Source organism: Williamsia limnetica, from assembly GCF_003217475.1.
GTDB lineage: Bacteria > Actinomycetota > Actinomycetes > Mycobacteriales > Mycobacteriaceae > Williamsia > Williamsia limnetica.
Genome location: NZ_QJSP01000001.1, coordinates 483,856 through 502,200 on the forward strand (window position 1 = coordinate 483,856; position 18,345 = coordinate 502,200).

The 18,345-nt window shown below is 65.5% G+C and carries 17 protein-coding genes and 1 pseudogene; all 18 read right to left on the reverse strand.

Annotated features, from left to right (window positions below; all coding sequences use genetic code 11):
* Positions 1 to 9 precede the first annotated feature (9 nt).
* Positions 10 to 2,373 carry a RelA/SpoT family protein gene (locus DFR67_RS02275; RefSeq protein WP_110467904.1) on the reverse strand — a complete coding sequence of 788 codons (2,364 nt, stop codon included), beginning with the start codon at positions 2,371 to 2,373 and terminating at the stop codon, positions 10 to 12.
* A gap of 123 nt (positions 2,374 to 2,496) precedes the next feature.
* The gene (locus tag DFR67_RS02280) at positions 2,497 to 3,057 is read right to left on the reverse strand and encodes an adenine phosphoribosyltransferase (RefSeq protein WP_110467753.1); all 561 of its coding nucleotides are present in this window, start codon (positions 3,055 to 3,057) and stop codon (positions 2,497 to 2,499) included.
* A 64-nt stretch (positions 3,058 to 3,121) separates the two neighbouring features.
* Positions 3,122 to 4,828, reverse strand: a complete 1,707-nt coding sequence (locus DFR67_RS02285; RefSeq protein WP_110467754.1) for an ABC transporter substrate-binding protein — start codon at positions 4,826 to 4,828, stop codon at positions 3,122 to 3,124.
* 11 nt (positions 4,829 to 4,839) lie between these two features.
* The gene (gene secF / locus DFR67_RS02290) at positions 4,840 to 6,018 is read right to left on the reverse strand and encodes a protein translocase subunit SecF (RefSeq protein WP_110467755.1); all 1,179 of its coding nucleotides are present in this window, start codon (positions 6,016 to 6,018) and stop codon (positions 4,840 to 4,842) included.
* On the reverse strand, positions 6,011 to 7,564 hold the full coding sequence (gene secD, locus DFR67_RS02295) for a protein translocase subunit SecD (RefSeq protein ID WP_211324920.1): 1,554 nt from the start codon (positions 7,562 to 7,564) through the stop codon (positions 6,011 to 6,013). The genes secF and secD overlap by 8 nt, the downstream gene beginning before the upstream one ends.
* A gap of 168 nt (positions 7,565 to 7,732) precedes the next feature.
* Positions 7,733 to 8,158 (reverse strand): preprotein translocase subunit YajC, encoded by a 426-nt coding sequence (gene yajC, locus DFR67_RS02300; protein ID WP_245937660.1) that lies wholly within the window; start codon positions 8,156 to 8,158, stop codon positions 7,733 to 7,735.
* A 101-nt stretch (positions 8,159 to 8,259) separates the two neighbouring features.
* On the reverse strand, positions 8,260 to 9,423 hold the full coding sequence (gene ruvB, locus DFR67_RS02305) for a Holliday junction branch migration DNA helicase RuvB (protein ID WP_245937661.1): 1,164 nt from the start codon (positions 9,421 to 9,423) through the stop codon (positions 8,260 to 8,262).
* The gene (ruvA, locus tag DFR67_RS02310) at positions 9,420 to 10,016 is read right to left on the reverse strand and encodes a Holliday junction branch migration protein RuvA (protein ID WP_110467757.1); all 597 of its coding nucleotides are present in this window, start codon (positions 10,014 to 10,016) and stop codon (positions 9,420 to 9,422) included. Before ruvA ends, ruvB begins: the two co-directional genes overlap by 4 nt.
* A complete protein-coding gene (gene ruvC / locus DFR67_RS02315) occupies positions 10,013 to 10,582 on the reverse strand; it encodes a crossover junction endodeoxyribonuclease RuvC (RefSeq protein WP_110467758.1) in 570 nt (189 codons plus the stop codon). The genes ruvA and ruvC overlap by 4 nt, the downstream gene beginning before the upstream one ends.
* A 305-nt stretch (positions 10,583 to 10,887) precedes the next feature.
* On the reverse strand, positions 10,888 to 11,646 hold the full coding sequence (locus tag DFR67_RS02325; RefSeq protein WP_110467760.1) for a YebC/PmpR family DNA-binding transcriptional regulator: 759 nt from the start codon (positions 11,644 to 11,646) through the stop codon (positions 10,888 to 10,890).
* 127 nt (positions 11,647 to 11,773) lie between these two features.
* Positions 11,774 to 12,382 (reverse strand): pyridoxal 5'-phosphate synthase glutaminase subunit PdxT, encoded by a 609-nt coding sequence (gene pdxT, locus DFR67_RS02330; RefSeq protein ID WP_245937662.1) that lies wholly within the window; start codon positions 12,380 to 12,382, stop codon positions 11,774 to 11,776.
* On the reverse strand, positions 12,379 to 13,230 hold the full coding sequence (locus DFR67_RS31040) for an acyl-CoA thioesterase (protein ID WP_245937679.1): 852 nt from the start codon (positions 13,228 to 13,230) through the stop codon (positions 12,379 to 12,381). The genes pdxT and DFR67_RS31040 overlap by 4 nt, the downstream gene beginning before the upstream one ends.
* 77 nt (positions 13,231 to 13,307) lie before the next feature.
* On the reverse strand, positions 13,308 to 13,787 hold the full coding sequence (locus DFR67_RS02340) for a response regulator transcription factor (RefSeq protein WP_110467763.1): 480 nt from the start codon (positions 13,785 to 13,787) through the stop codon (positions 13,308 to 13,310).
* Positions 13,788 to 13,991: 204 nt separating this feature from the next.
* Positions 13,992 to 14,762 (reverse strand): hypothetical protein, encoded by a 771-nt coding sequence (locus tag DFR67_RS02345; RefSeq protein ID WP_245937663.1) that lies wholly within the window; start codon positions 14,760 to 14,762, stop codon positions 13,992 to 13,994.
* 7 nt (positions 14,763 to 14,769) lie between these two features.
* The gene (locus tag DFR67_RS02350; RefSeq protein ID WP_245937664.1) at positions 14,770 to 15,600 is read right to left on the reverse strand and encodes a PP2C family protein-serine/threonine phosphatase; all 831 of its coding nucleotides are present in this window, start codon (positions 15,598 to 15,600) and stop codon (positions 14,770 to 14,772) included.
* Between the two features lie 127 nt (positions 15,601 to 15,727).
* Positions 15,728 to 16,585, reverse strand: coding sequence for an RDD family protein (locus tag DFR67_RS02355; protein WP_158539879.1), 858 nt, complete (start codon positions 16,583 to 16,585; stop codon positions 15,728 to 15,730).
* A gap of 188 nt (positions 16,586 to 16,773) precedes the next feature.
* The gene (gene pdxS / locus DFR67_RS02360; protein ID WP_110467765.1) at positions 16,774 to 17,700 is read right to left on the reverse strand and encodes a pyridoxal 5'-phosphate synthase lyase subunit PdxS; all 927 of its coding nucleotides are present in this window, start codon (positions 17,698 to 17,700) and stop codon (positions 16,774 to 16,776) included.
* Positions 17,701 to 17,813: 113 nt separating this feature from the next.
* Positions 17,814 to 18,311, reverse strand: a pseudogene (locus DFR67_RS02365) (LemA family protein); the annotation flags it as partial.
* Positions 18,312 to 18,345: the final 34 nt, after the last annotated feature.

Below are 18,345 nucleotides of genomic sequence, written 5' to 3' on the forward strand. Positions count from 1 at the left end.
CCGCCAGTGCTAGGCGGCCGAGGTGACGCGGTAGACGTCGTAGACGCCCTCGACGTTGCGAACCACGTTCAGCACATGGCCGAGATGTTTCGGATCGCCCATCTCGAAGGTGAACTTGCTGATCGCCACGCGGTCGCGACTTGTGGTCACCGAGGCCGACAGGATGTTGACGCGCTCGTCGGCCAACACTCTGGTCACATCTGAGAGCAGTCGCGACCGATCGAGCGCTTCGACCTGAATGGCCACGAGGAACACCGACGACGGCGACGGCGCCCATTTCACCTCGATGAGCCGTTCGGACTGTTCGCGGAGTGCACTGGCATTGGTGCAATCGGTGCGGTGCACGCTCACACCGCCCCCGCGGGTGACGAAGCCCATGATCTCGTCCCCGGGTACAGGAGTGCAGCACTTGGCCAGTTTCGCCAGCACGCCGTCGGCGCCGGGGATCACCACGCCCGCATCGCCGGTCTGCCGAGCCGGAGACGGCATCGTCGACGGCGTCGACCGCTCGGCGAGTTCTTCCTCGGCGTCCTCGAGCCCTCCGAGTTGAGCCACCAGTCGGCTCACGACGTGACGCGCCGACACGTGACCCTCACCGACCGCCGTGTAGAGCGCCGAGACGTCCACGAACCTCAGTTCGTTCGCGATGGCGCCCATCGAGTCGCTGTTGAGCAACCGCTGGATCGGTAGACCGCCTCTGCGAACCTCTTTGGCGATCGCATCCTTACCGCTCTCGAGTGCTTCCTCGCGACGTTCCTTGGCGAACCACTGTCTGATCTTGGCCTTGGCCCGCGGGCTGACCACGAAGGTGGCCCAGTCTCGGGATGGTCCGGCTGTGGCGGCCTTGGACGTGAACACTTCCACGACCTCGCCGTTTTCGAGGGTGCGTTCGAGCGCCACGAGACGGCCGTTGACACGAGCGCCGATGCATCGGTGACCGACCTCGGTGTGCACCGCGTAGGCGAAGTCCACCGGTGTCGATCCGGTCGGCAGCGTGATCACGTCACCCTTCGGCGTGAACACGAAGATCTCCTTGACCGCCAGGTCGTAGCGCAACGACTCCAGGAACTCACCGGGATCGGCGGCCTCCCTCTGCCAGTCCAGCAGTTGCCGCATCCAGGCCATGTCGTCGATCTCGGCCGAATCGGAGCTGTGCTTACCCTTTGTCTCCTTGTACCGCCAATGCGCAGCGATGCCGAACTCGGCGGTGCGGTGCATGTCGCGGGTACGGATCTGGACCTCGAGCGGTTTGCCTTCCGGCCCGATGACGGTCGTGTGCAGGGACTGGTAGACCCCGAATCTCGGCTGTGCGATGTAGTCCTTGAAGCGGCCTGCCATCGGCTGCCACAGCGAATGGACCACACCCACCGCGGCGTAGCAGTCGCGGAGGTCGTCGCACAGGATGCGCATGCCGACCAGGTCATGGATGTCGTCGAACTCGCGGCCTTTGACGATCATCTTCTGGTAGATCGACCAATAGTGTTTCGGCCGGCCTTCGACCGTCGCGTCGATCCGGGAACCGGTGAGCGCATTGACGATATCGGCGCGTACCCGAGCCAGATAGGTGTCGCGCGAGGGCGCCCGGTCAGCAACCAGACGGACGATCTCCTCGTACCGCTTGGGGTGCAGGATGGCGAACGCGAGATCTTCGAGTTCCCACTTGACCGTTGCCATACCGAGCCGGTGCGCCAGCGGCGCGATGACCTCCAGGGTCTCGCGCGCTTTACGCGCCTGCTTCTCGGGCGGCAGGAAGCGCATGGTGCGCATGTTGTGCAGTCGGTCGGCAACCTTGATGACCAGCACCCTCGGGTCCCGTGCCATCGCGATGATCATCTTGCGGATCGTCTCGGCCTCCGCAGCATTCCCGAGCGCGACCTTGTCCAGCTTGGTAACACCGTCGACCAGATGCGCGACTTCCTGCCCGAAATCCTCGGACAACGCCTCCAGGGAGTAGCCGGTGTCCTCGACCGTGTCGTGCAACAGTGCCGCGACCAGCGTGGTGGTGTCCATCCCGAGATCGGCGAGGATCGTCGCCACGGCCAGCGGATGGGTGATGTACGGATCGCCGGATTTGCGGAACTGCCCACTGTGCTTCGACTCAGCGGTGTCGTAGGCACGCTGCAGGACGGTGACATCGGCTTTCGGATAGCCGTCACGGTGCAGGGCGACAAGTGGTTCCAGCACCGGCCGAATGGAGCTCTTGGTCGCAGTCATACGTCGCGCCAGTCGGGCCCGCACCCGGCGGGAAGCCGATGTCGGGACCGGACCGATGGCGCTCTTGCCGGGCTCACCCACCGCCTGTGGTGAAGCGGCGGCGTCGTTCAACTCGCCGCCCGAGGTCTGCGTGAGAGCTCCGGGAGTCTCTTCTGCCATCTCACCACCTCCTGATGTGAACATCGCCCGCTGTCCGATCGAAACCACCGTTCGATCCGAGATCACAGACGATATCGATCAACCCTAGTCGCCTGATCTCGTTGTACGCGTGATGGCTCCGAGCTACCCCGGCGCGAGCGCCGCGACGTCGATGTCGCCGCAGGCCGCCGCTATCGCCGCGCGACCGTCGAGTTCGCCGAGTTCCATCACCACCGCGACGGCCACCGGCACGGCGCCCGCCTGCCGCAGGAGTTTCACTGCAGCGACGACCGTCCCGCCGGTCGCCAGGACATCGTCGACCACGAGCACCCGCACCCCCCTCAGGTCCAGTCCGTCGGCGGGGATCTCGAGACAGGCCGTCCCGTATTCGAGGGTGTACGCCTCGGTGTAGACCGGTGGTGGCAGCTTCCCTGCCTTGCGGATGGCCAGCACGCCCTTGCCGAGATGCAACGCCACACCTGACCCCAACAGGAATCCGCGGGCGTCGATTCCCGCCACCAGGTCGATCTCGTCGCCGGCGAAACCGGCGAGACCGGCGATCACCGCCCGCAGACCGGCAGCGTCGGCGAGAACCGGCGAGAGATCCTTGAATTGGATGCCGGGAGCGGGAAAGTCGGCCACTCTTCGGGTCAGTCGCTCTATCGCCGACAACGCGTCGCGGCCGGTCTGTGTCTGGGCGTTCATCGCCTTGTCCTCACGCTGTGGTCGGTGTGGTGCTGTACGTTGCCGGTCCGTCGTGTCCGGTCGTTCACGGCCGGGCCACCATCCAGCGGTCGATGTTCCACCCGGTCCCCGCCCGTGACAGTCCCGGCACGACGTTGTCGACATTGTCTCCCGCGCGCCGCGTCCGGGGCGAGGTGAACAACGGTAGCGCCGGCATGTCCCGCCACAGGAGGCTTTCGATCTCGCGTACGAGCGACAGACGATCCGCGGCGGGCACGGTCACCGCGAGCTGGTCGATCAACGCGGAGACCCTGACGTTCCGGTAGCCGCCGACATTGCTGGGGTCACCGCCGTAGAAGGCGTAGGTGTCGCGGGTCGGATCGGCGGCGCCTGTCGCAGCGAACCCGTTTCCGGAAGCCGTGATCAGCGCATCCGCATCGCCGCCGAGGCTGGTCGGACCGACCGAGTCGGAGGCGACGTCGGTGACGGTGATGCCGGCCGCCTGACAACTCGCAGCGATGGCAGCCACCATCTGGGCCCTGCGACCATCAGGCGCCAGGTACCCGACCCGGATCGTCAGAGGTCCATTGCCACGGCGTGCATCACGCGCCTCGCCTTCCGCCCGAACCGGGTCGGCGCGGAGATAGTCGCGCCCGAATTCGGCGTTGATGGTGCCGGTCAACAGTTCGTCCGGCCCGAGCAGATGGTTGTTGCTGACCGGCGTGCCACGGCCGAATTCCCGCGCCAGACCGTCGCGGGGAACGCAGGCAGCGAACGCACGGCGCAGAGCAGGACTCGCCAGGACACCTGTCCCGGCCATGACGATCCGTTCGGTCCCGAGAGACGACAACGGTGCGAGTCCGGCCGCAGGTGCGGGCGGGATGCTCGGCGAACCGCGCGGCACCGGGTCCACGCCGTAGGTACCGGCTGCGATGTCGAGCACGTCCAGGGTGTCCCCGCCCTTTCCGTCGGCCAAATCCTCCGTCAGAGCGGAATGGCGTGGCCAGAGCGCGATCCGGCGGTCACCGGCAGGCTGACCCCACCACCGGTCGTTTGCGCGGAGGATCAGACCACCGTCCTCGGTGTAGTCGGCCACCCGCATCGGGCCCAGGGCCGGGTACCTGTCGGAATCGAAGTCTCCCGGGGTCATCGCCCATCCGGTACTCCAGATTCTTGCGATGTCTGCGAGCTTGCGGCGATCCACCCGGCTGATCGGGTCCACGACGTCCGCGACTCCCGCAGCACGGGCCACAGCCTGCGGGGGCAACAATGTTCCGGGCCCGAACAGAGCTCGCCAGTCCCGGTATGCCCGGCCGCGGGCAAACGTCACGGTCGCCGTCTTCGAGCCTGGTCGGCAATCGACCGTGTCGATGTCTCGGTAGCCGGCGGTGCTGATGGCGTCGAAACCATTGAATCGCCCACTGTGGGCGGCCCACGCCAACACCAACGCGTCGCAGGTCAGCGGGACACCGTCCGAATACACCGCGGCCGGGTTGATGTCGTACCGGATGGTGAGCGCACCCGACTCCGCGGGTTCGACCACTGTCGAACCGATGTCGGTGTCGGCGATGACCCGGCCGTCCGGACCCAGGTAGCTGAACCCGGGCAGGACGCGTGACAAAGCCATCACCGCGCCGCCCGTGGAGCCGGACAGGGTCTCGGTGTTGTAGGTGGTCACCGCCGCATCGAGGACATAGTTGATCGTCGGTTCGGCGGGGTCCGAGCAGGCCACCAGCAGGCCCGCGACGGACACCGCCGCCACTGCGGCACCGACGACCGCGCGGGTGCTCATGACCCGTGAGGCTAGCGCTTGCGCCTGCGTTTACCGGAAGGGCGCGCCCCGGGCTGCGGCGAGACCGCCGTACGCCGGGCCGCGGGGGCCGTTTTGGTGAGAGTCGTCGTCGAACCGGGGCCTGCCGACCCGGTCTCGATGGCACCCGAGCCGCGCGTGTCCCGCTCGACGCGCTTCGCCAACACCTTGCGGGTGTGGGACCCGATGTCTCGACGGCGTTCTTTCAACGTCACCAGCAAAGGGGTGGCAAAGAAGATAGACGAGTAGGTACCGGTGATGACACCGACCATCTGCACGAGCCCGAGGTCCTTGAGCGTCCCGACGCCGAGCAGCCACACCGCGATCACCATCAACGACAGCACCGGCAGCACAGAGATCACCGTCGTGTTGATGGACCGCATGAGCGTCTGGTTGACGGCGAGGTTCGCTTGCTCCGCGTACGTTCGTCTGCTGGTGTGCAGTACGCCGCGGACGTTCTCCTCGACCTTGTCGAAGACGACGACCGTGTCGTAGAGCGAGAATCCCAGGATCGCGAGGAAGCCGATGACGGTGGCCGGGGTCACCTCGAATCCCACCAGCGAGTAGATGCCTGCCGTCGTCGCGATGTCGAAGAAGAGCGCGGCCATCGCTGCGAGCGCCATCTCTTTGTCGAAACGGATGGCGATATAGATGGTCACGAGGACGAGGAACACCAACAACGCGATGAGCGCCTTCTCGGTGATCTCACCGCCCCATGTGGAACTCACATCGGACGAACTGACGTCGTTGGGCGCGATCTCGAACTCGTCGGCGAGCGCGTTGGTGATGGTCACCAATTCCGCAGCGTTAAGCGTTTCGGTGCGGATCTGCACGGTCTGACTGCCGCCCGACCCCGCAGTCTGAACGGTCTGCGGATCTTCACCGAGGGCGTTCGAATAGGTTTCCTCGACCTGGCTGGTCGACACGTCCCCTGTCTTCGGGAAGGAGATCTGCGTGCCGCCCTCGAACTCGATTCCGAGGGTGAAACCACGGAAACCGATGCTCGCCAGCGAGATGATCACCATCGCGGCGGTGATCATGAACCACATCCGGCGGCGGCCGACGATCTCGAAGGCCCCGGTACCGGTGTACAGGCGCGAGAGGATCGAGCGATTCTTGGCGGACACGAAGTTCGCGTCGCTGGTCGGTGCCAGACGATCTGCTTCAGCCATTGGGCTCTCCTCCCGAGGTCGGTTCAGTGTGCGAACCCGGACTTGTGGTGACCGTCGCACGTTCGTCGGCGGCCTGCCGGCGTTCACGCGCAACTTCTGCCACCGCGCCGAGCCCGTTGACGCTCGGTTTGGACAGGAACTTCGAACGTGAGGCGTAGACCACCAGCGGGTGGGTGACCATGAATACCACCGCGATGTCGAGGATCGTGGTGAGGCCGAGCGTGAACGCGAACCCTCGCACGTCGCCGATCGCAAGGAAGTACAGCACCGCGGCCGAGATCAAGCTGACCATGTTGCCCGACCAGATGGTGCGTTTGGCGCGTGCCCAGCCACGGGGTACCGCCGACCGGAAGCTCCGGCCCTCTCGCATCTCGTCCTTTATTCGCTCGAAGTAGACGACAAACGAGTCTGCTGTCATACCGATACCGATGACGAGGCCGGCGATTCCGGCGAGGTCGAGGGTGAAGTTGATGTACCGGCCGAGCAGCACCATTATCCCGTAGACCATGATCCCGGAGGCCACCAGCGAGAGAATGGTGAGGATTCCCAGCATTCGGTAGTACGCCAGTGCGTAGATGAACACCGCGATGAGACCGATCAGACCCGCGATCAAACCGGCTTGCAGCGAAGCCCATCCCAAGGTGGCCGACACGGTCTCTGCGTCAGATGCCGCGAACGACAACGGAAGTGAGCCGTATTTGAGGACGTTGGCCAAATCTTTGGCCTCCGTCTGGGTGAAATCGCCGCTGACCTCGGTGGTGCCGTTGATGGCACCGTTGATCTGCGGTGCGCTCACCACCTTGGAATCGAGTGTGAAAGCGGTTGCCTTGCCGATGTTCTGAGCCGTGTAGCTCGACCAGCGCTCACTCGCTCCACCCTTGTAGTCGAGGCGGACTATCCACGCTCCCGCACCCTGCGTGGTGCCCGCTTCTGCCTCGGCGATGTCGCTGCCGCGCAAGATCTGCGGCTCGAGGAGATAGACCTGCGTCCCGTCTTCCGAACAGGTCACCAGGTACTCGTCTGGATTGTCGTTGCCCTGCAACGGGTCCGGCGCGGCCGGATCGCAGTTCATCTTCGCCATCTGCGCGGTCAGCGCGTCGAGGTTGGCGTCCTTGGGTGCCTGCCGGAGCGCTTTCGCCTCGGCAATCGCCTCTTCTGCGGTCTGGCCTTCGGGCGCAGGTGGAGCATTGGGCTGAGGAGTCGCCGGTTGCACGGTGGCGACCGGACGTACGTACAGGAGTGCGGTCTGCCCGAGAGTTCGGGCTTGTTTGCCGTCGTCGCCGGGAACGGTGATCACGAGGTTGTCGCCATCGATGATCACCTCCGAGCCGGACACACCCAGACCGTTGACCCGGTTCTCGATGATCTGCTTGGCCTTGTCGAGCTGATCACGGCTCGGCGCATTGCCGTCCGGGGTACGGGCGGTCAGCGTCACCCGGGTCCCACCCTGCAGGTCGATGCCGAGTTTGGGGGTCGGGTCCTTGCTACCGGTGAAGAACACCAGTCCATACGTAACGATCATCAACAAGAAAAAGACGATCAACATCCGTGAGGGCGGTACCTCACGGTTCGACGACGATGCCACGCTGCCTACGTCTCCTCAATAAGTTCACAAAACCCCATACGCACCGCAGGGGCGCCTGCCACGGTACGTGCCGCGATCACCTGCGTGTCGCGGCACCTGCCGTGTGGCGCCCCTCGGTACGGGTCGGCCTTACGCTTTGTCTTGCTCTCCGCGCGACTTGTCCAGACTGATGTGGTCGTCGCCGTCGCCTCGGACGTCGAGATCCGCGTCGTCATCGTGGATCCCGGCGTTCTCGAAACCGTCGGTATCGAAGGCGTCTGGGTCGATCAGTCCGACGCCGGGGTAGCTGTCGGCCAGGTCGTCGGCATGGACGACCTCGCGGATCGCCAAGCGATTCCAGCGGGTGACCACTCCGTCGGCGATTTCCAGGTCGACGGTGCCGTCTGCAAGACCCGCGATGGTGCCGTACATGCCGGAGGTCGTCTGGATCCGGGCACCGATCTGCAGGTTCTCCTGCATCTCCTTGGCCTCGGCGACCGCCTTTTTCTGGCGGCGCATGGACAGGAACATGATGCCGACCAGGAAGACCAGCAGGATAGGGAATATCAATTCCATGATGGTGTGTTCAATCCTCGATTGTGTATTCGTGGTCACGAGCAGCGCCCGCAATCACGACCAGTGTGCCATCTCAGCGCCGAAGCGCCCGAATTCGGCTCTCAGAGCTGTTCGTCGTCCGGGTCGAAGAGCGAGACCATCCCGGCACCTTCGTCGCGCGCACGCACCCCGAAGGCCGCGTTGAGGGCGCCCGCCGGTGGGGTCAGTCCCAGGTGGTGCCAGGCCGCAGCGGTCGCCACCCGGCCTCGCGGAGTGCGGGCGATCATTCCCGCCCGCACCAGGAACGGCTCGCACACCTCTTCGACGGTCGCAGGCTCCTCCCCGACCGCGACCGCCAAGGTGGACACCCCAACCGGTCCGCCGCCGAAGCCGCGGACCAGGGCTGCGAGCACTGCCCGGTCCAGGCGATCGAAACCGAGTTCGTCCACGTCGTAGACCGACAGGGCGGCCCTGGCGATGGGCAGGGTGACGATGCCGTCGGCCCGTACCTCGGCATAGTCACGCACACGACGCAGCAGGCGGTTGGCGATGCGGGGTGTGCCCCGGGATCGTGACGCGATCTCGGCACCGGCGTCGGGTTGCATGGTGATCCCGAGAATTCCGGCCGACCGGGTCAGCACCCGCTCGAGTTCGCCGGTGTCGTAGAACTCCATGTGCGCGGTGAAACCGAAGCGGTCCCGGAGTGGGCCGGTCAGTGCGCCCGATCGGGTGGTGGCGCCGACGAGGGTGAACGGCGCGACATCGAGAGGTATCGAGGTGGCACCGGGCCCTTTGCCGACCACCACGTCGACACGGAAGTCTTCCATCGCGAGGTAGAGCATTTCTTCGGCGGGGCGTGCAATGCGATGGATCTCGTCGATGAAGAGCACGTCGCCTTCGACAAGGTTTGACAGCATCGCGGCGAGGTCGCCCGCGCGTTCGAGCGCTGGGCCGGACGTGACCCGTAGGGCTGCACCCATCTCTCCCGCGATGATCATGGCCAGCGAGGTCTTCCCCAGCCCGGGAGGCCCTGACAGCAAGATGTGATCGGGCGTCCCGCCGCGCCCGCGGGCGGCCTGAAGGACGAGGTCGAGCTGTTCGCACACCCGGGGCTGGCCGATGAACTCTCCGAGCGATCTGGGTCGCAGGCTGTTGTCCAGGTCGCCGTCGCCGCCGATTCGGCCGGCGTTGACGGTCCTGTTGGCGCTGTCTGTCCCGGTCGCCCGGTCCGGCTCGAATGCGTCGCCCTCGCCGAACCCGCCGGGGTCGAAGGTGTCGTCGGTCATTTCGATCTACCCAGCGACGCCAGACCGGCGCGCAGGACAGTCGCCGAATCAGCGCCCGGCTGCTCGGCCAGCACGGCGATCACGGTCTTCTCTGCGACCGGGGCGGCGAACCCCAGCCCGACGAGCGCCTCGATCACCTGATCGCGGACCGAGGAGCTACCGGGCCCGGCCGCCGTTCCGGTCGCGGAATGCGGGCGGTCGACCTTGTCGCGCAGTTCCACGACGAGACGTTCGGCGACGCGTTTGCCGATCCCCGGAACGCTCATGAGTGCCTTTGTGTCCTCGCCGGCCAACGCATGCCGGAGCGCGTCGGGTTCGAGGACCGCCAGCGTGGCCATCGCGAGTCGTGGACCGACACCGGTCACCGTCTGCAGCAGCGTGAAGAGCGATCGTGCGTCTGGCTCGGTGAACCCGTAGAGGGTCATCGAGTCCTCGCGGACGATCATGGTCGTCAGCAACGTCGCCTCGGAACCTCGATGCACCGATCCCGCGGTGCTCGGCGTCACGAGGACCCGGTACCCGACCCCCGCGCAATCGATCACGACATGATCGAGAGCCACATCCACCACCGGGCCGCGGACCGAGGAGATCACCGCTGTACCGCCTTCTTCGCCTGGGCAACTCGTTCTCGATATGCCTTTTGTTGTGCCAGTGCCTGAGCCTGGGCCTGGGCCATTCGCTCAGCCACCGGCCCTCGCCAGCAATGGCAGATCGCCAGCGCCAGCGCGTCCGCGGCATCGGCCGGTTTGGGTGCCTGCTGCATTCCCAGGATCCGGGTCACCATCGCGGTGACCTGGGCCTTGTCGGCCCGGCCACTACCGGTGACGGCCGCCTTCACCTCGCTCGGGGTGTGGAATCGAACCGGGATGTCGCGTCTGGCAGCTGCCAGCGCAACGACACCGCCTGCTTGGGCTGTGCCCATCGCGGTACTCACCTGATGCTGGGCGAAAACCCGCTCGATCGCCACCACGTCGGGACTGTGGACGTCGATCCAGTGCTCCGCCGCGTTGTAGATCGCGAGCAACCGATTCTCCAGGGCCATCTCCGGTGGCGTCCGCACCACGTCGACGTCCAGGGCGGTGACAGCACGGCCTGCACCCGATTCGACCAGTGCGATGCCGCATCTGGTCAGACCTGGGTCGACACCCATCACCCGCATCTACGACAACCTCACCAGACCTCGAGCGAACGCGAACAGTTGTTCGATATAGTAGCCGGACGCCAAGACAATCCGGGGTACCAACACACCCGAGTCCCGACCGCGGTCGGAACGACTCGCGCCGACACCGCCCGCGTGCGGCCCCGCGTGCTCTGGACGCAGGAGCGAGGGAGCGCAGCGACTGAGTCGACGAAGGAAGAGCACGCGATGAAGGGCCGCACGCCCCGCGCAACGAAGCGGAGCGAAAAGACACCGTGGCGACACAAGCGCACACTCCCGGCCCGACCCGGCCGGGACAGCAGCCCCTAGTCGTCTTCTTCCAACTGAGCCAAGACCTCATCACTGATGTCGACATTCGAGTACACATCTTGCACGTCGTCGGAGTCCTCGAGGGCGTCGATCAGGCGGAACACCTTACGGGCTCCGTCGGCGTCGACGGGCACTTCGACGGACGCCCGGAAACTCGCTTCTGCGGACTCGTAGTCGATTCCGGCTTCCTGCAGGGCCGATCGGACGGCGACGAGGTCGGTTGGCTCGCTGACGATCTCGAAGGTGTCACCGAGATCGGTGATCTCTTCTGCGCCTGCTTCGAGGACAGCCATGAGCACGTCGTCCTCGGTCTGACCTGCCTTCTCGAGGGTGACCACACCCTTGCGGTGGAAGAGATAGGAGACCGAGCCCGGGTCCGCCATGTTGCCGCCGTTGCGGCTCATGGCGGTGCGCACCTCGGTGGCTGCGCGGTTCCGGTTGTCGGTGAGACATTCGATGAGGATCGCAACGCCGTTGGGGCCGTATCCCTCGTAGGTGATGTTCTGCCAGTCGGCACCGCCGGCTTCTTCGCCGCCGCCGCGCTTGCGGGCTCGCTCGATGTTGTCGTTGGGAACCGACGACTTCTTGGCCTTCTGAATGGCATCGAACAACGTCGGGTTACCACTCGGGTCACCGCCGCCGGTACGTGCGGCAACCTCGATGTTCTTCACGAGCTTGGCAAACATCTTGCCGCGCTTGGCATCGACCACCGCCTTCTTGTGCTTGGTGGTGGCCCATTTGGAGTGGCCGCTCATTGGCGCAAGCCCCTTTCGTGATGCCCGGCGTAGGCACCCGGTCTGTTCGTGGTCGGTGGCGGGTCTTTGAACTGCGGACCGATCCTACTCCCGCACCGAGGTGCTCAGATGCAGGCTGGGCGGGTTACTACTGCGCAGATCGCGCCATATCGACAAAGAACTCGTGGACGCGACGATCACCGGTGACCTCGGGATGGAACGAGGTGGCCAGGACGACGCCTTGGCGGACCGCGACGATCCTGCCCTCCGCGGGCCCGTCCGGGACCACTCCCAGCACCTCTACCGAATCTCCGGTCGACTCGACCCAGGGTGCCCGGATGAACACCGCCCGCATCGGTCCCCCGGTGACGCCGTCGAGCTCGAGGTCGGTCTCGAACGACGCGACCTGCCGACCGAACGCATTGCGGCGCACCGTGATGTCCAACGCATCGAGGTGTTGTGCGTCTGGCCGGGTGTCGAGGATGTTGCTTGCCAGCATGATCATTCCCGCGCACGATCCGAACGCGGGCAGGCCATCGGCAAGAGCTTTGCGCAACGGGTCCAGGAGGTCGAGGAGGACGAGCAACCGGCTCATGGTGGTCGATTCGCCGCCCGGGATGATGATCCCGTCGATCGAGCCGAGTTCGTCGGGTCGCCGCACGGAAACGGATTCCACGCCGATGGCGGCGAGCGCGGCGTGGTGTTCGCGGACATCGCCCTGCAGCGCGAGGACGCCGATCCGCAGCGTGGGGCTCAACTGTCCCGCTTGGCGTGTTGGTCCTTGGGCACCTCGCGGCCGGTGCGGGTCAGACCCTCCTGGGTCACCGCCGCAACCATCACGCCGCGGTGGTCGTAGATCCGGCCCTGCGTCAGCGCCCGTCCACCACCGGCGGACGGCGACGTCTGGTCGTACAACAGCCATTCGTCGGCGCGGAACGGACGCATGAACCACATGGCGTGGTCGAGTGACGCGAACTGCGCGTCCTCATCGGGGTGGGCGACCTTGGCGGAACCGAGCAGCGTCATGTCGCTCATGTACGCGAGAGTGCACACGTGGAAGACCTGATCGTCTGGCAACCGGTTGCGGTACCGGAACCAGACCTGCTGTTGTGATGCCAGGTCGCGGCTTCCGATCAGCTGGTCGCGGGGAACGATTCTGACGTCGAAGTTCTCCCACTCGCGATACGGAGCGGTGAGATCCGAGTCCTCGGAATCGAGGAGGTCGGGCAGATCCTCGGGACGGGCCACCCTCGGCATCGTGTCCTGATGCTCGTATCCCTGATCCTCGACATGGAACGAGGCCGACATCGTGAAGATCGCCAATCCGTCCTGGATCGCGGTGACGCGACGGGTGCAGAACGAGCGACCGTCCCGTACCCGGTCGACGAGATAGACCGTCGGCTCTTTCGGGTTGCCGCCCCGGAGGAAGTACCCGTGCAGCGAATGCACCCGAAACCGGTCTTCGACGGTGCGGGTCGCCGAGACCAGCGACTGTCCGGCAACTTGACCGCCGAACGTCCGCTGCAGAAAACTCGGATGTACGTGTCCTCGGTAGATGTCCTTCTCGATCGCCTCGAGCTGCAGGATCTCCTCGATCATCGCCATGGCCATGTGACCCCTTTCCGACAACGATTATTGCCCACCGTCGTCAGTGATCGTCACCACGCACCATGGCGCTGCACTCACAGGTCGTCGATGTGCACGATCCCGTCCTGGATCGCACGCGCGACCAGCGCGGCCTTGGTGGGCGCACCGCGTCCGACCTCGTTGTACTTCACCCGGATTCGGGCGAGATGCGTATTGACCGTTCCCAGTGAGATGAACAGCGACTCGGCCACCGCCGACTTGGAATCGAGGTTCAGCCACGCCCGCAACACCTCGATCTCACGCTGCGACAGTTTGGGTTTGGGGTAAGCCACCGGCGCCGCTTCAGGGGCCATCGGCGGGTACCCGCCTCGCGACTGATGGCCGCCTGAGGTGGGCGCCCCCGGCGTGGCGCACGTGGCGCCGGACGTTGCGTGGCCCGGCCGGCCCGGCAGGGGCATCGTGCGTTGCGCCAACCTGGCAAGTGCCTCTTCCCGGGTCATCCGGGCCGGGGTCGCCGGTCGATATCCGACCCGTGTGCGAGCCGGCGCGCCAAAGGTGTTGTGCAATACGGTCATCGAAGGTCTCCTGTGAGTGTGGGGCCGGCTCGCACCGCCGCGCTGCCTGTGGACTGACACAACACTAAGACGACCTCCCAGTGGTGTCGATGGGGAGAACTACCCACCCCATCTACGCAGGTTAAAGCCATTTTGTGCAGAATGAACCCATCCGGTGCGCCCGATGGTGCAGACAATGGGGCACACCGGTACCACGCGCGGGATTCAGAACCCGTTGAGCTCTGCCTCCGCGTCGATCAGTGGAAGATCTGATCGGGTCACCAGCCGCGAGGCCACCGCATACTCGACGAGTTTGACCCGTCGGTTGCTCGCCAGCCGACCTGAGCCACCGCGCATGCCGGAGACACCGATCTGGTCGAACTTGTCGCAGACGTTGTCGAGCTTTCGATTGAACTTGGTGATGGACCAACCCAGTCGCCTGGCAGCTTGCGCCGACGACGGAATCGAGCTCGCGCCCGTCCCATTGCGCCGCAACACTTCTTCGGCCAACACCACGATGAGCAGCTTTTGGCTCTCGGTGAGCGACACCACACCGATAGTGGTCTCACCGCTCTGCGTCGGCTCAGCGGGCGGTTCGATGGTCACCAGTGGTGTTGTGCCGGAATGTATATCGAGCTCGTAGGTCGTCGGTCCAGCAGAGAACACCACCGCAGTGACACCGGAGACCAGAGGTACCCGGGCGCCGGGAGCGAGAGTCGCCTGAAAGCCCGCGTCGCCCGCAACCACCCCGGCCGACAGATGCGAGCCGACATTGGACAACCACCACAAGCCCTCCTCGTGATGGAGCATGAGGAACTTCCGATGGAGGTAGGGATTGTCGTCGACATCGAGATCTGCCTCGCGGCCGATATGGAACGGTTGATCAGGACTGACCGGAAATCGCTCGCCGCAATAGTCGACAAAGGTCTCGGCGATGCCGCGATCGAACCGCTGCGCGAGGACCGGCGTGTCGTCCGGAGAGTTGGTTGTCGTCATGGGCATCTCACCGGTCAGCGGACTCCAGGGTCTGCGACTCCGCGGCCTGGGGAATCGCCGTCGCGTCGGCGATCACCACTGTGATGTTGTCCCTTCCGCCTGCTTCCAAGGCGGCCGCCACCAACGCTTGGGCAGCCTGCGCAGGGTCGGTCAGTTCGAGGAGCACCGCCGCGATCGAATCGTCAGTCAGCTCCCCGGTCAGACCGTCAGAACACACCATGATCCGGTCGCCCACCTCCACCGGGAACGTGAAGAAATCGGCTTCCTGCTCCATCCCGGCACCCAGAGCCCTGGTGATCACGTTGCGCCGCGGATCGACCCTGGCCTGTGCCGCGGTCAGGAAGCCCGCATCCACGAGTTCCTGCACCTGCGAATGATCGATCGTCACCTGCTCGAGGCGACCATGGGACATCCGGTAGGTCCGAGAATCCCCGATGTTCAGAACCAACCAGTGCGGGACGCCCTCGTTGTCGACCAGCATCGCCCCGGTGATCGTCGTACCCGCTCGCCGACCCGAGTCCGCGGTGTCGATGTCCTCGATCTGGCGTTGCGCCTCACTCAACAGGCCGATGACCGAATCCCGGGTGCGGTTGATGCCCGTGATCGCAGTGTCGGACAACGCCGACAACGCGGCCTCGCTGGCGAGTTCGCCGCAATCGTGGCCACCCATGCCGTCCGCCACCAGCACCATCCCAGGCCCCACCAACGCCGCATCCTCGTTGGTCTCCCGCAACAGACCGACGTCACTGACGACCGCCCAACTGATCTCGACCTGGCCGAACTCGCCTACCCCACTCCGCATCTCATCACGGACAGTCCCGGTCGTCTCCATCGTCATGGTCGAGCTCCGCCTTCGGCTGCGTCTCCGGTCATGGTCGAGCTCCGCCTTCGGCTGCGTCTCCGGTCATGGTCGAGCTCCGCCTTCGGCTGCGTCTCCGGTCATGGTCGAGCTCCGCCCCCGATAGTCATCCGGCGACCTCGAAACTGCGGCGACCAAAATGCACCACAGTGCCCGGACCCACCTCGTAAGGATGCCCGGGACGCATGGCGGTGACTGCTTCACCGTTGTCGAGGACGGATCCGAGCGCAGGACCCGTACTGATCATCCACAATCTGCCGCCCGAGACGCTGAATTGGAGGTGCGTGTCGCCAGAGAGCGCAGATTCTGCCGCCACCGCGACGATCCCTGCGCGACCCTCGGACCACGCGACCGCCGGAACGCCGAGAAAGCCGGATCCCGACAGATCGGTGAAACTGCCGTCGTCCATCCGCAGGCGGAGTGGGCGGTGGTCGGATTGCAGAGGCATGGTGCGGGCGAATGGCCGAGGATCGAGGAGATCTGTGGGGAGCTCATCGGGATCGCCGCTGCCGGTGAAACGTGGAGGCACTGCGACGACCTCGTAACCGGCTGTGCCCACACTGCCGGTCGTCGTCGTGCCGGAGACTTTCTCGTGCCACCCGCGCCGGGGGCGACCACGATCGACGAGGACAGACAAGGCACCCGCGAAGAGGAAGAGATTGCTGACGTGCAGAACTGCGGTACGCGACAGTTGCCGCCAGAAGCCTCCGGGGTGACCGGCGACGCGACGCCCGACCGTCGTCCTGCTCAACACTTGTCCAGGGGTTCGACGCCCGGCGGCCCGGACCAGCGCGCTACCCACCAGGGCGAGCAACGGCACACCGACAGCGACTGGGACCGCAATACCGAGACCGAGGACGAGTTCAACCCACAGCAACACAGCCACAGAACCGATGACCAGCGCGGCATCGATCAGGTAGGCCGACGTCCTGGCCCCGATCGACGCGGGGGTCCGGTTCGCCACAAGAAATTCTCGCGGGGACTTCGGTACACCTGCACCGGGGCTGACGAACATCTGCTGCCCACATTCGGGACACCGCGCAAGCGCGGACGGGATCTGCGTCCCACAACGGCCACAGCCGAGTGGGATCGCCTCGAAATCAGCAGAAGCGCTCGTCATCGAATTTGTCGGACCCCCGCATCCGTGTCAGATCACCAGCCGCGTTCGGCGAGCCGGTGCGGTTGTGGGATGTCGTCGACATTGATACCGACCATCGCTTCGCCGAGCCCCCGTGAGACCTTGGCCAGCACATCCGGGTCGTCGTAGAAGGTGGTTGCCTGCACGATCGCGACCGCACGCTCCGCGGGATTGCCGGACTTGAAGATCCCCGATCCGACGAACACACCCTCGGCGCCGAGCTGCATCATCATCGCCGCGTCGGCCGGCGTCGCGATACCACCCGCAGTGAACAGCGTGACCGGGAGCTTGCCGCTCTCAGCGACTTCGACAACCAGGTCGTACGGTGCCTGCAGCTCCTTGGCCGCAACGAACAACTCGTCCTTCGGCAACGACGTCAGCCGGCGGATCTCGTCGCGGATCTTGCGCATGTGCGTCGTCGCATTGGAGACGTCGCCGGTACCGGCCTCACCCTTGGAACGGATCATCCCCGCACCTTCGGTCAGCCGGCGAAGGGCCTCACCCAGGTTGGTGGCACCGCACACGAACGGAACGGTGAACTGCCACTTGTCGATGTGGTTGGCGTAGTCGGCAGGGGTGAGGACCTCGGACTCGTCGATGTAGTCGACGCCCAGGCTCTGCAGGATCTGTGCCTCGACGAAATGCCCGATCCGGGCCTTGGCCATCACCGGGATCGACACCGCGGAGATGATCGAGTCGATCATGTCCGGATCGCTCATCCGCGACACCCCGCCTTGCGCACGGATGTCGGCCGGTACCCGCTCGAGAGCCATGACAGCGACAGCGCCCGCATCTTCGGCGATCTTCGCCTGCTCGGCGGTGACGACGTCCATGATCACGCCGCCCTTGAGCATCTCGGCCATACCGCGCTTGACACGCGCGGTTCCGGTGCCGGAGGTCTCCGGCTTCACCGATGAACCAAGGTCTGGGGCACTGCTCACGTCTACTGCTCCTACAAGTCGGTCGATTGCTGAGCTTCCAGTCTAGGCTTTCTGCGGCGCGCCTGTCGCCGCGCGGTCCCGCAGTACCGGGACAGCGCTGTCGTGCCTGATCAGGCGGCTGCCCGCTCGACGATCTCGAAGTACATCGGGGTCGGTGCGGTGCCACCGAGATGCAACCATCGGACCGGGCGTCTACCTCGCAGAGCGAGGGTGTCCCGGACCGCATCGTTGTGAAATCTGCGGGCGATCATCACGCGGGTCTCGGCATCCGCGAGTTCGGTGACCAGCTGCGACCGCAGCGAAGCGCTGTCGATCTGGGCCAGCGCGGCGGAGACGACGTTCTCTGCGCTTTCGCGGCCCGCCCGGGCAGCGCCCTCCGCACGGTCGGCTGCGAGGATCAGCTCTCGCCCCTCCCCTCCGAGTCCCGCACCGATCGACCGGGCGACCACCGCTCGCCGGGCCAGTGCCGCGTCCAGCGCCTGCCAGGCGAGGTCCACCCGAACGTGCAGACGATCGAGCCGGTTCGCGGTCTTGTACGCCCAGCCGAGACCGAGCAAGACCACCGCGGTGATGACGCCCAGGATGAGGACGGTCAGGGCGGAGACGGTCATGAAGTCCTTTCAGGCGGTTCTTGCTTGACGAGTC